This is a genomic window from Bradyrhizobium sediminis (genome assembly GCF_018736085.1).
GTDB lineage: Bacteria > Pseudomonadota > Alphaproteobacteria > Rhizobiales > Xanthobacteraceae > Bradyrhizobium > Bradyrhizobium sediminis.
In genome coordinates this window covers 551877-564253 of the sequence record NZ_CP076134.1, presented here as the reverse complement: position 1 = coordinate 564253, position 12377 = coordinate 551877, and the positions used below count along the sequence as shown (strand labels likewise).

Sequence of the window (12377 nt, the reverse complement as noted above, 5' to 3'; positions counted from 1 at the left end):
GTCACGCGTAGAGCTCGCTATGTTCCTTCTGATACGGCGAATAGGAATCCTTGATGCTGGCGAGGTTCAGCAACATGGTGGCGACCGGCAAATTACCAGACGCAAACACCGTGGTCCGCACCCAGAGACTCTCGGTCCGGCGGCTGCCGCTCAAGGCGACGACTTCCCGCTCGGTCTGGTAGTCCTCGCCGGCGAACAGCGGGCCCCGCAGCAGCCGGATTTCCTGGTCGGCAAACAGGCCCACGGCCGGGCCCCTGACCGGCAGGCGATCCTCCCTCGCTCTATATTGAAAGAGCACGCTGAGCATCTCGATCGGAATAATCTGATGGCCCCAGGGATTGCCGGCGCCGGCGTAAAACGGGCTCGGCTCGGTGATCAGCTTGAGCTTTTCCGCCAGCGAGAATGGATAGAGGTCGCCCATGTTCTGGTCGACATCCATCCGCACGGTCTGACGTTTGGTCTTCATGCCGACCTTGACGTCGCGCAGGATCACGGGATCGGCGAGCGGCTTCAGCTCGGTCAACCGCTGATCCAGCGCGGTGGGCAGCCTGGCGTCGCCGACCGAGGCCGTGCCGCGCAGCACTTCGGTGCCGTCGCGCTTCACCATCTGGATCGCGCATTGCGTCTCACCCGAGGCCGGCTTTGCCATGACGGCCTGCACCTCCTCGCCCTCGAAGGAGGGATTGCGATAATGCGCGGAGATGCATCCGGTCTCGAACCAGGCATTGCCCCACACGCTCACGCAGAGCGGCGCAAACTGGCTGAAATGCGTCGGCCCCTCGATGGTGCCGCCCTGGAATCCGAGTTTCTGCGCGGTCGCATCGTCGTGGATCGAGGCATGGGAATCGTAGACCTGCGCATGCAGCATCTGGCGCGGCCGCCGCCACGGCCCGGCGATAAAACCCGCAGACTCAGTAATGATGGTGTCAAAGGCTTTCATGGCGTTTCCTCGCGGCGGGACGGCGGCAGCAACTTACAGGAAGGCGCTAGCCACTCCAAATTCTGCAGAGCGGCAAAAGGCCGGCGGGCTGGTCCTTGCCCGGAGGCCGTGTTAGCCGTCTTGCAAAATCGGCGTTCGCATTGGCGGGAAAAGATGATCGAGGCAATAATCTGGGATTTTGGCGGGGTGCTCACCACTTCGCCGTTCGAGGCTTTCGCGCGGTTCGAGACCGAACGCGGGCTGCCCGCCGACATCATCCGGCGCACCAACGCCCATAATCACTGGGAGAATGCCTGGGCGAAGTTCGAGCGCGCCGAGGTGGACCTCGAAACCTTCGACCAGCTATTCGCCGCGGAATCGCGGGCGCTCGGCGCGGAGGTGCGCGGCAAGGAGGTGTTGCCGCTGCTGTCGGGCGATCTGCGGCCAGAAATGGTCGAGGCGCTGACGCGGGTGAAGTCCAGCTTCAAGACCGGCTGCATCACCAACAACCTTCCCGCCAACGCGATCGGCAGCCACAGCGGCCGCTCGCTTTATGTCGCGGAGGTGATGGCGCTGTTCGATCACATCATCGAGTCCGCCAAGATCGGCCTGCGCAAGCCCGATCCGCGAATCTATCAAATGATGGTGGAAACGCTCGGCGTCGATCCCAAACGTTGCGTCTATCTCGACGATCTCGGCGTCAACCTGAAGCCGGCGCGCGACATGGGCATGACCACGATCAAGGTCGCCAATGCGCCGCAGGCCATCGCCGAACTCGAGGCGGCGACGGGACTGGCACTGCGCTAGCGCTGCTGCGCCTCTTCCCGACGTTTGAGGCGTTTGGCGTCGGCGCCATTCACCGCAGCGCGGCGGCGATGTTGCCGCCGTCGACGGTGGTGACGTCGGCGGTGGTCTTGAGCGCCAGCGCCTGCGCCAGGAACGCCTGCGCGACATCCTCGGCCTCCACTTCGCGGCCGAGCAGGTTGCCGCGCATATAGGCCTGCTCGCTCAGCCCGCGAACCTTCGAGCGCGACGCGATCATCTCCTCGGTCAACAACCCGGAACGGATCCGGTCGGCATTGACGGCGTTGGCGCGGATGCCTTCGTTGCCGTAATCGACCGCGTATTGCCGCACCAGAAAGAGCGTCGCCGCCTTGGGCAGGCCGTAGGGACCGAAGTCGGGGCCGGGATTGACCGCCTGTTTGGAGACATTGAACAGCAGGCAGCCGCCGGTGCCCTGCGTCCGCATGATCTTGACCGCGGCCTGCGCCACGCGCTGGTGGCCGTAGAAATTCAGCTCGAAACTTTTTCGCAGCACCGCCTCGTCGACCTCGCCGATCCGGCCCTGCCAGGCGGCGCCGGCATTCGATATGGCGATATCGACCCCGCCGAAGGCAGCGGCGACCTGCGCGAACGCATCGCGCACCGATGCGGCATCGGTGACGTCGCATTTCAGCCCAAGCGCCGCGCCGCCGATCGCCTTGGCTTTGGCCTTTGCTGCGGCCTCGTCGACATCGAGCAGCGCCACTTCGGCGCCGGCCGCCGCAAACGCCTTGGCGGTTGCGAATCCGATCGCGCCGGCCGCGCCGGTGATGATGGCGACCTGCCCGGCGAGCGGCGGCTCCTTGGCGCTGCCGAGTTTGGCCTGCTCCAGCGACCAGTACTCGACGTCGAACAGATCAGATTCCGGCAGCGGCTCGAAACGACCGACCGCTTCCGCGTCCGTGATGGTGGCAATCGCGGCCTCGGCGAGGTCGGCGGCGACCTTCGCGTCCTTCTTGCTGCGACCGAGCCCGAACAGGCCGACGCCGGGCACCAGCACCACGCGCGGCGAGGGATCGAGCATGGTCTTGATGCCGCCGACACGGGCGTTGTTGCGGGCAAAATAATCCTTGTAGGTTTCGCCATAGACTGCGACCGCGTCGCGGACCGCGTTGCTGAAACCGGTTAGATCGCCATCCTCGGGCGCGGCGACCACCAGCGGCTTGTTCTTGATGCGGATATTGTGGTCCGGCGTCACCACGCCGGCCTGGCCGTAGCGCGCCACGTCGGCGCCGTTGACGAAATTCATCACCGCAGCATCGCCACGGAAATCGAGCACGAAGCGTTTCCAGGCGCCGTCGACCTTGCCGTCCGGCAGGCTGCAGGCGCCGCGGATGATCGGCGCGACCGCGGCGACCGGCGCCGGGCGGGCCGGCAGCTTCGCGCTGACGAAGGCAGGCTTGCGATTTTTCGCCAGCCGCGCTTCGGCCAGGCTTACCAGCGCGATCATGCGCTCATAGGCCTCCCGCGCATCGGCGCCGAAACTGAAGATGCCGTGCTTGACCAGGACCAGGCCCTCGACCGAAGGGTCCGCGGCGAACACATCCGCCGCGGCCTTTGCCAGACCGAAGCCCGGCATGATGTAGGGCACATAGCCGACGCGCTTGCCGTAGACTTCACGGCACAGCGCCTCACCGTCCGGCTGGTCGGTGAGCGCCAGCACCGCGGTCGAATGAGTATGATCGACGAATTTGTGCGGGATGAAGGCATGCAGCAGCGCCTCGACGGAAGGATTCGGCGCCATCGGGTCGATCAGATTGGCGCGCTGCAGCCGCACCATTTCCTCGTCGGAAAGTTTCTCGCGGGCACGGAGCTTGATCAGCGGCGCCAGCCGCACCGCCGGCAGGCCGGCCGGCTCGATCGAGCCCATGTCCCAGCCGGAGCCCTTGACGCAGAGCACGTCCACCGCATCGCCATTGAGATCGGCGACTTCCGTCTTCACCGAGGTATTGCCGCCGCCATGCAGCACCAGCCGCGGATCCTGGCCCAATAGCCGCGTGGTATAGACCCGCAGCGCCACGTCGCGGCCGAGGTTTTCGTAGCGGGCCACCGCCGCTTCGGCGTCGCGATCGTTCCAGGCGCTCTGCATGCGTTTTCTTTCCTCTCCTATTCGGCCGCTGCCGCTGTCCGCTCGGGGAACGCGGCTGCCAGCGCGGCGCGATCGGGCTTCAGCACCGCGCGCTCGGTGATCAGCCCCGTCACCAGCCGCGCCGGCGTGACATCGAAACCATAATTCGCAACCGGCGAACCGTCAGGCACAATCCGCACCGTCTCGGTCCTGCCATCGGCGGTCCGCCCCGTCATGTGCGTGACTTCCTCGGCGCCGCGTTGCTCGATCGGAATCTCCCTGACCCCGTCAGCGACGCTGAAATCGATGGTCGGCGATGGCAGCGCCACATAGAACGGCACGCCGTTGTCATGCGCGGCAAGTGCTTTCAGATAGGTGCCGATCTTGTTGCAGACGTCGCCGTCGGCGGTGACGCGGTCGGTGCCGACGATCACGAGATCGACCATGCCATGCTGCATCAGATGCCCGCCGGTGTTGTCGGGGATGACGGTATGCGGCACGCCGTGATGGCCGAGCTCCCAGGCGGTCAGCGAGGCGCCCTGATTGCGCGGGCGGGTCTCGTCGACCCAGACATGGATGGGGTGGCCGCGGTCGTGCGCCAGATAGATCGGCGCGGTCGCGGTGCCCCAGTCGACCGTCGCCAGCCAGCCGGCGTTGCAATGGGTCAGCACGTTGATGCGCTCGCCCTGTTGCTTCGTGGCGACGATCTTTTCGATCAGCTCGAGGCCGTTCCGGCCGATACCCTGGTTGATGGCGATGTCTTCTTCGGCAATCGCGGTCGCGCGCGCGTAGGCGGCCTCGGTCCGCTGCTGCGGCGGCAACGGCCGCAACAGGCGCCGCATCTCGTCGAGCGCCCATCGCAGGTTGATCGCCGTCGGCCGCGTGCCAATTAGCGTCTGATAGACCTGATCGAGCGCGGCATCCGACGAGTCGGCCCGCATCGCCAGCGCCATCCCGTAGGCCGCGGTCGCGCCGATCAATGGCGCACCGCGCACCAGCATTGACCGGATCGCATCCGCCGCGGCGTCGGAGGTTGCCAGCCGGACCGTGACAAAATCGTGCGGCAGCCGGCGCTGGTCGATCGCGCCGACCGACCAGCCGTCCTGCTCGAGCCAGATGCTTCGGAAGTGCCTGTCCCCGACCTTCATGACGCACTCATCGACGGTTCAAGTCTCACGCGTGCAAAATCCGTCCCGCCACCGCATCGAGCTTGCTCAGAAGCTCCGGATCGCGCGCTTCCGGAGCGGTGATCAAGGCGGTATCGAGCGCGCGGTCCGAACCGATCGGGCACGGCTCGTGCGCCTGGGGGAATTCCCGGGCAAGCCGCGCCACTAGGCTCTTCGCCTTCTCGGCGTTGGTGGACAGCACGCGGATGATATCCTGCACCGACACCGCATCATGGTCGGGATGCCAGCAATCGAAATCGGTCACCATGGCAACGGTGGCGTAGCAGATCTCCGCCTCGCGGGCGAGCTTGGCCTCCGGCATGTTGGTCATGCCGATCACGGAATAGCCCAGGTTCTTGTAGGTCATGCTCTCGGCATAGCTGGAGAATTGCGGTCCCTCCATGCAGACATAGGTGCCGCCGCGCGCGATCGCGATGCCCTCGGCCTCGGCGGCGGCGGCCAGATGGATGCGCAGCCGCGGCGACACCGGGTGCGCCATCGAGACATGCGCGACGCAGCCCTTGCCGAAGAACGAACTCTCGCGCTTGTGGGTGCGGTCGACGAACTGATCGACCAGCACGAAGGTGCCGGGCGGCAAGTCCTCCCTGAACGAACCGCACGCCGACAACGAGACCAGGTCGGTGACCCCGGCGCGCTTCAGCACATCGATATTGGCGCGGTAGTTGATGTCGGAGGGCGACAGCCGATGGCCCTTGTCATGGCGCGGCAGAAACACGACCGGAAGGCCGGCGATAGAGCCGCGGCGGACCGGCGCCGACGGCACGCCCCAAGGGCTCGAAATCGCCTCCTCGTGCGCATTTTCCAGCCCCGGCAGGTCATAAATGCCGGAGCCGCCGATGATACCGAGCACCGCCTTGGTCATGACTCTCTTCCGCCTCGTTGGTGGCGATTCAGCATGCCGGCGAAGCGCTCACAACTGTATCCATGTCTCTGCAATATCGAGTATTTTCGGAGGCTTGTCGACAAGGGCAAATCAGTCGCCCCGATGGCGAATCCCGGTGCTAGATTGCCGCCAACATAGGGACTGGCCATGAACAAAATTTGTCTCGCGCTGTTGCTGACGGTGGCCTGGAGCCAGGCCGGCCACGCCCTCGACCGCGAGCAGCGACACGGCAAGGCTCTACTCGAATCCATGTGCGCCCGCTGTCACGCTGTCGGCTCAACTGGCCAAAGCCCCCTCGCCGAGGCGCCGCCGTTCCGCACCTTCGGGGATAAACTGTACGACACCGACTTCGTGCAACGACTGCAGGACGGCCTGATCACCATTCACCCGGGCATGCCGACGTTCCGGTTTGACCGGCCTGACGCCGAGGCGGCGGTCAACTACCTCAAAGCCATCCAGCAACGCAAAAAGCCAAAATAGCTCGATTGCTGCGGCTTGCCCGCGACCTTTCCATTCGCGACATTTCAAGGGGAATAACCATGAGAACCAACGAACAGACCGTACGGGATTTCATCGCCGCATGGTCGCGACTGGACGTTGACGAGATCGTCGCATTCTTCGCCCCCGACGGCACCTATCACAACATGATGAACAAGCCGGTCAGCGGTCACGACAACCTGCGCAGGTTCATCGGCGGGTTCATCAAGGATTGGACAGAGACGAATTGGGATGTCCTGAACATCGTCTCACGAGGCGACATCGTCATGGCCGAGCGTCTCGACAGAACCCGCCTAGGGGCCAAGAGTGTCGATCTGCCCTGCTGCGGCGTGTTCGAATTGGCCGACGGCAAGATCAGGATCTGGCGCGACTACTTCGATCTCGCAACCTACGCTCGTGCGATCGTCGAGCCGAAATAGCGCCGCAAAGTCGGGCTTTTTGGCCGCCTTTGGCCGGAATTTCCTCACAGCCGGCCTGGAAGTGAATAGGGGCGGCGGCCCGAATCAAATAGACCTTGATCGCCTCTATTGAGCTCCATCCTTTCGGCGCGCCGGCCCCGAAACCCGGCCTTCGCAAGCAATCGAACCACCTGTCCCGCATGCCCGTTCCCGCCAAGGCCGCAGCCCGTAACGCCAAGTCCGACGCGGCGCCCGACGCGCTCTCGGTGCTCAATCACGTGTTCGGCCTGCCGGGCTTTCGCGGCGCGCAGGAAGAGATCGTGCGGCACGTTACCGGCGGCGGCAATTGCCTGGTGCTGATGCCGACCGGCGGCGGCAAGTCGCTGTGCTATCAATTGCCATCATTGTTGCGAAAGGGTTGCGGCATTGTGGTTTCGCCGCTGATCGCGCTGATGCGCGACCAGGTCGCCGGCCTGCTCGAGGCCGGCGTCAAGGCGGCGGTGCTGAACTCCACGCTGTCCTACGAGGAAGCTTCGGCAGTCGAGGCGCAGCTTGTGGCCGGCGAGCTTGACCTGCTCTACGTCGCGCCGGAGCGGCTGTTGACGCCGCGCTGCCTCGCCTTGCTCGGCCGCGCCGACATCGCGCTGTTTGCGATCGACGAGGCGCATTGCGTGTCGCAATGGGGGCATGATTTTCGCCCTGAGTATATCGGGCTCACGGTGATTCCGGAGCGTTTTCCCGACGTGCCGCGGATTGCGCTGACCGCGACCGCCGATGAACTCACCCGCAAGGAGATCGTCGACCGGCTCGGGCTTGGCGGCGCGCCGAGCTTCGTCGCCAGCTTCGACCGCCCGAATATTCGCTATGAAATCGTCGAGAAGCAGAATGCACCGGCGCAACTGAAAGCCTTCATCGCCGAGCGTCACCCGGGCGATGCCGGCATCGTCTATTGCTTGTCGCGCGCCAAGGTGGAGGATACCGCAGCCGCGCTGAACAAGGCCGGCATCGCCGCGCTGCCCTATCACGCCGGCCTCGACGCAAACATTCGCGCCCGCAACCAGGACCGCTTCATCAACGAGGACGGCGTGGTGATCGTCGCCACCATCGCGTTCGGCATGGGCATCGACAAGCCCGACGTGCGCTTCGTGGCGCATCTAGATCTGCCGAAAAGCATCGAGGCCTATTACCAGGAGACCGGGCGCGCAGGCCGCGACGGCAAGCCGTCCAGCGCCTGGATGGCTTATGGCCTCTCGGACATCGTGCAGCAGCGCCGCATGATCGAGGAGTCCAATGGCGCCGAAGCGTTCAAGCGGGTGTCGATCGGCAAGCTGGAGGCGCTGGTCGGCCTCGCCGAAACCGCGGACTGCCGGCGCACCCGCCTGCTCGGCTATTTCGGCGAGACGCCGAAGGCCGCCAAATGCGGCAATTGCGACAACTGCCTGTCGCCGCCGGTGGTGCGCGACGGCAAGGTCGTCACGCAAAAACTGCTGTCCTGCGCCTACCGCACCGGGCAGCGTTTCGGCGCCATGCACCTGATCGACGTGCTGGTCGGCCGCATGACCGAACGGGTCACGCAATTCGGTCACGACAGACTGTCGGTGTTCGGGATCGGCGCCGAACTCAACGAAAAGCAGTGGCGCGGCGTGATCCGCCAGGTGGTGGCGATGGGCCATCTCGCCGCCGACTCGGAGGCCTTCGGCGCGCTGAAGCTGACGGAGAGCGCGCGCGGCGTCTTGAAGGGCGAGACCGAGGTAATGCTGCGCGAGCAGGCCGCCGGTACCCGTGTCCGGGCGACGCGAACCAAATCAAGGCGCGGCGATATTGCACCTGATATCGCCGGCCGGGGCGCCGCCGCCAACCCGACCCTGGTCGGCGCGCTGCGGGCGTGGCGCTCCGAAGTGGCGCGCCAGCGCGGCGTGCCGGCCTATGTGGTGCTGCACGACGCCACCATCGACGGCATCGCCGCCTCGCGTCCCGCAACGCTGACGCAACTGCGCGACATCCCCGGCATCGGCGACAAGAAACTCGAACATTACGGGGATGAGCTGATCGCGCTGGTGAAGGCTGGTAGCGCCGAGGCGTGAGCCGGCGGCCCCCTCACCTCGTCCCGGCGCCAACCGGAGCCGCCGAGCCGGGGGACGCCAGGATACTCAGCGCGACATCGCCGACCGGCAGCGGATCGGCCTTGCGGCCGGCGCCTAGGGCCAACTCCATAGTGAAGGCGCCGAGTTCGCACATCACCTGCGAGGCGACGTCGCCGGCGAAGGTGAATTCGTTGGCGAGGTATTCGAACTGGGAACGCACCTGGCGCAGCGTGGCGCGCGGCACCACCACGTCGGCTTCACCGACGGCAAGCGCCGGTCGCGACGGCGCTTCCGGCCCCGGCGCTGCGGAAACGGCACGGCCGGCGCCGTCCTGGGGTTCGACGGTCTGGTTCTTGAGCTGGCTGATCCGATCGAATGCCGAGCGGAGTTCGGCGCGCTTGGCTTCGAGCGATGCCACCTTGGCCCGCAGCGCTTCATGTTCCCGCTCGGAGACGATGCGAAGCGCCGCAAGTTCATCGCCGCTCACCTTCAGCCGCGCCGCGAGGTCGTCACGTTCGTGGGCAAAGTCGCGACGAAACTCGGAGAGTTCCGTCTCACGCGCCCTCGCCTGTTCGGCGAGTTGCTGGCGAAGCTGGTCAAGTTCCTTGCCGCGCGCCTCTGCCGCGGCGTTCAGCGCCTGGCGCTCCCGGTCGAAAGCACCACGTATCTCGGCAAGAGCATCTTGATGCGCTTGCGATTTCGCCGCGATCTCGCCGCGGAGCCCGGAGAGCTCCGTCTCTCGCCCCTGCAGCGTTGCCTTCAGCGTATCGCGCTCGGTGACGGTCGACGAAAGGATGTCCAGGTGCCCGTCGATGTCATTCTTGAGCGCCCCGCACTCGGTTTCCAGCTCGTCGGCGTGTTGGGCGATGGTCTCATACTTGTAGCGCCAGAGCTGTTCTTCATCCAATGCCGCGGTCAGGCGGGCCATCAGGTCTTCGAGCAGAACCGCGGCGTGGTGCAGATAGGTCGCGTTTTGCCCAACGGACATCAGGTCGGCAAAACGCCGGAGGAAATGTGCGGTTTCGGCAATACCGGGTGTCTCAGGCGTCATGGAGGGATCCGTCATGAAGCTTGCTTTCCTGGGGCGCACGGCTTGATACGCCGTGCGTGGAGACAGAACGCGTCACCCATCCGTCCGGGCTCTCTGCAATGCGGACGGGAATATACTCCCGAGAGCTCGATCGGCAGGCCGGACGTGCCGATGGTTCTCCAGTTCGGCGGCGGCAAAAATAGGGCGTCCGCATCAAATCCGGAATCTCTAGACGCGGAGACGTCGTTTGGCGAGGCCGATGGCGAAGCAGTGATCGCGGGGCCGATTGCGCTGTGAATTTGCGCGCATAGGGAACGCGCCCGCGCAGGAAGCTTTGCTACGCCATTGCGAACAAAGCGGGAATCAGTGACGGTCAAGCCCAACCTCGGGGAACGATTCGAACGTGCCAGCGGCGAACTATCTGGAAGGCCTCAATCCTGAGCAGCGGCGGGCCGTGGAGCACGGCGTCACGTTGAAGAATGGCGGCCGTCCCGGTATGCCGCTACTGGTGATTGCCGGCGCCGGATCGGGCAAGACCAACACTTTGGCGCATCGGGTCGCCCATCTCATCGTCAGCGGCGCCGATCCGCGGCGCATTCTCTTGATGACGTTTTCACGACGGGCCGCCGCCGAAATGACCAAGCGCGTCGAACGGATCGCCCGCAAGGTGCTCGGCGGCAATGCCAGCGTCATGACCGACGCCCTGCACTGGGCCGGCACCTTCCATGGCATCGGCGCGCGTCTGCTTCGCGACTATTCGGATCAGATCGGCATCGATCCCGCCTTCACGATCCACGATCGCGATGACTCCGCCGATCTGATGAACTTGATCCGGCACGAGCTCGGCTTCTCCAGGACCGCGAGCCGGTTCCCGACCAAGGGGACGTGCCTTGCGATCTACTCGCGATGCGTCAATGCCGAGACGCCGATCGAGCAGGTGTTGGGCGCATCGTTCCCCTGGTGCGCCGGCTGGGCGGGCGAACTGAAGGAATTGTTCGCGGCCTATGTCGAGGCCAAGCAGAAGCAGAACGTGCTCGATTACGACGACCTGCTGCTGTATTGGGCGCAGACGATGAGCGACCCCGGCCTTGCCCGGGAGATCGGCGGCCGGTTCGACCACGTTCTGGTCGACGAGTACCAGGACACCAACCGGCTGCAATCCTCGATCCTGCTGGGGCTGAAGCCCGACGGCCACGGGCTGACGGTGGTCGGCGACGATGCCCAGTCGATCTATTCATTTCGCGCCGCGACCGTGCGCAATATTCTCGACTTCCCCGGCCAGTTCAGTCCTCCGGCCGGCATCATCACGCTGGACCGCAACTATCGCTCGACGCAGACCATCCTCGCCGCCGCCAATGGCGTCATCGATCTCGCGCGCGAACGCTTCACCAAGAACCTGTGGACCGACCGGACATCCGGCTTCAAGCCTCAGTTGGTCACGACACGAGACGAAGCCGACCAGGCCCGCTGCATCGTCGAACGCGTGCTGGAAAACCGCGAATCCGGCACGCTGTTGAAGCAGCAGGCGGTGCTGTTTCGAACCTCCAGCCACAGCGCGCCGCTGGAACTCGAACTGGTCAGGCGCAATATCCCCTTCGTCAAGTTCGGCGGACTGAAATTCCTCGACGCCGCTCACATCAAGGACATGCTGGCATTGCTGCGCTTCGTCGAGAATCCGCGCGACCGCGTCGCCGGTTTCCGCTTGATGCACCTGATCCCGGGAGTCGGCCCCGCCTCGGCGCAGAAGGTTCTCGACGACATGGCCGGCAGCGCCGACCCGCTGGCCGCGCTGGCGTCGTCACCCGCGCCTCGCCGCGCCGGCGACGACTGGACAAACTTCATCGCCGCCATTGCGGATATCGGCCGTTCCGGCTGGCCGGCCGATATCGAGCGCGCCCGCCTGTGGTACGAGCCGCATCTCGACCGGATCCACGAGGATGCCGAGACCCGGCGGGCCGATCTGATCCAGCTCGAACAGATCGCCGGCGGCTATCCGTCACGCGAGCGCTTCCTGACCGAGCTGACGCTCGATCCTCCCGATGCGACCAGCGACCAGGCCGGCGTGCCGCTGCTGGACGAGGACTATCTGATCCTCTCGACCATCCATTCCGCCAAGGGACAGGAATGGAAATCGGTATTCGTGCTCAATGTGGTCGACGGCTGCATGCCGTCCGATCTCGGCACCGGAACCTCCGCCGAACTCGAAGAGGAACGCCGCCTGCTCTATGTCGCGATGACCCGGGCCAAGGACGACCTGCATCTGATGGTGCCGCAACGGTTCTTCACCCACGGCCAGAGCGCGCAGGGCGATCGCCATGTCTATGCCTCGCGGACGCGGTTCATTCCGGACCGGCTGCTTCACCTGTTCGAAAAGACGACCTGGCCGCAGGCCACGGCCGGGACCGCGGCCCGCGCTGCCAGCAGCGGCCCGCGCATCGACGTCGGCGCGCGCATGCGCGGCATGTGGCGCTGATCCTGCGCCGACGCG

10 protein-coding genes are annotated in these 12377 nt (G+C 65.3%); 5 read left to right on the top strand and 5 right to left on the bottom strand.

The genetic code is table 11. The features are described 5' to 3' along the window. Position 1: 1 nt before the first annotated feature. A complete protein-coding gene (locus tag KMZ29_RS02715; RefSeq protein ID WP_215622362.1) occupies positions 2-940 on the bottom strand; it encodes a hypothetical protein in 939 nt (312 codons plus the stop codon). A 153-nt stretch (positions 941-1093) separates the two neighbouring features. Between KMZ29_RS02715 and KMZ29_RS02710 the strand changes: the two genes are divergently transcribed. Next, positions 1094-1726 carry an HAD-IA family hydrolase gene (locus KMZ29_RS02710; RefSeq protein ID WP_215622361.1) on the top strand — a complete coding sequence of 211 codons (633 nt, stop codon included), beginning with the start codon at positions 1094-1096 and terminating at the stop codon, positions 1724-1726. 49 nt (positions 1727-1775) lie between these two features. Here the strand turns inward: KMZ29_RS02710 and KMZ29_RS02705 are convergent, their stop codons facing one another. Genes KMZ29_RS02705 through KMZ29_RS02695 form a run of 3 tightly spaced genes read right to left on the bottom strand, consistent with a single transcriptional unit; the run spans position 1776 to position 5858 of the window. Further along, positions 1776-3830 carry a bifunctional aldolase/short-chain dehydrogenase gene (locus KMZ29_RS02705; RefSeq protein WP_215622360.1) on the bottom strand — a complete coding sequence of 685 codons (2055 nt, stop codon included), beginning with the start codon at positions 3828-3830 and terminating at the stop codon, positions 1776-1778. Positions 3831-3847: 17 nt separating this feature from the next. Beyond that, positions 3848-4957: an S-methyl-5-thioribose-1-phosphate isomerase gene (mtnA, locus tag KMZ29_RS02700; protein ID WP_215622359.1), complete on the bottom strand. Its 1110-nt coding sequence runs from the start codon at positions 4955-4957 to the stop codon at positions 3848-3850. 25 nt (positions 4958-4982) lie between these two features. Beyond that, positions 4983-5858: an S-methyl-5'-thioadenosine phosphorylase gene (locus KMZ29_RS02695; RefSeq protein ID WP_215622358.1), complete on the bottom strand. Its 876-nt coding sequence runs from the start codon at positions 5856-5858 to the stop codon at positions 4983-4985. A gap of 168 nt (positions 5859-6026) precedes the next feature. On the opposite strand from KMZ29_RS02695, the gene KMZ29_RS02690 reads away from it, so the two are divergent. The 3 genes from KMZ29_RS02690 to recQ all read left to right on the top strand — a co-directional run bounded on the left by KMZ29_RS02690 (position 6027) and on the right by recQ (position 8859). Then, entirely contained in the window at positions 6027-6359 is a 333-nt protein-coding gene (locus KMZ29_RS02690; protein WP_215622357.1) for a c-type cytochrome, read from the top strand. A gap of 5 nt (positions 6360-6364) precedes the next feature. Next, on the top strand, positions 6365-6796 hold the full coding sequence (locus KMZ29_RS02685) for a limonene-1,2-epoxide hydrolase family protein (protein WP_215622356.1): 432 nt from the start codon (positions 6365-6367) through the stop codon (positions 6794-6796). Positions 6797-6975: 179 nt separating this feature from the next. After that, positions 6976-8859, top strand: coding sequence for a DNA helicase RecQ (recQ, locus tag KMZ29_RS02680; protein WP_215622355.1), 1884 nt, complete (start codon positions 6976-6978; stop codon positions 8857-8859). A gap of 13 nt (positions 8860-8872) precedes the next feature. Here recQ and KMZ29_RS02675 read toward each other — a convergent pair whose 3' ends face one another. Then, a complete protein-coding gene (locus KMZ29_RS02675) occupies positions 8873-9925 on the bottom strand; it encodes a hypothetical protein (protein WP_215622354.1) in 1053 nt (350 codons plus the stop codon). Between the two features lie 367 nt (positions 9926-10292). Between KMZ29_RS02675 and KMZ29_RS02670 the strand changes: the two genes are divergently transcribed. Further along, the gene (locus KMZ29_RS02670; protein WP_215622353.1) at positions 10293-12362 is read left to right on the top strand and encodes an ATP-dependent helicase; all 2070 of its coding nucleotides are present in this window, start codon (positions 10293-10295) and stop codon (positions 12360-12362) included. Positions 12363-12377: the final 15 nt, after the last annotated feature.

What these genes read in the sequence shown, in the direction of transcription:
- KMZ29_RS02715 (WP_215622362.1), bottom strand. Translation starts at nt 940, where the DNA reads ATGAAAGCCTTTGACACCATCATTACTGAGTCTGCGGGTTTTATCGCC.
- KMZ29_RS02710 (WP_215622361.1), top strand. Translation starts at nt 1,094, where the DNA reads ATGATCGAGGCAATAATCTGGGATTTTGGCGGGGTGCTCACCACTTCG.
- KMZ29_RS02705 (WP_215622360.1), bottom strand. Translation starts at nt 3,830, where the DNA reads ATGCAGAGCGCCTGGAACGATCGCGACGCCGAAGCGGCGGTGGCCCGC.
- mtnA (WP_215622359.1), bottom strand. Translation starts at nt 4,957, where the DNA reads ATGAAGGTCGGGGACAGGCACTTCCGAAGCATCTGGCTCGAGCAGGAC.
- KMZ29_RS02695 (WP_215622358.1), bottom strand. Translation starts at nt 5,858, where the DNA reads ATGACCAAGGCGGTGCTCGGTATCATCGGCGGCTCCGGCATTTATGAC.
- KMZ29_RS02690 (WP_215622357.1), top strand. Translation starts at nt 6,027, where the DNA reads ATGAACAAAATTTGTCTCGCGCTGTTGCTGACGGTGGCCTGGAGCCAG.
- recQ (WP_215622355.1), top strand. Translation starts at nt 6,976, where the DNA reads ATGCCCGTTCCCGCCAAGGCCGCAGCCCGTAACGCCAAGTCCGACGCG.
- KMZ29_RS02675 (WP_215622354.1), bottom strand. Translation starts at nt 9,925, where the DNA reads ATGACGGATCCCTCCATGACGCCTGAGACACCCGGTATTGCCGAAACC.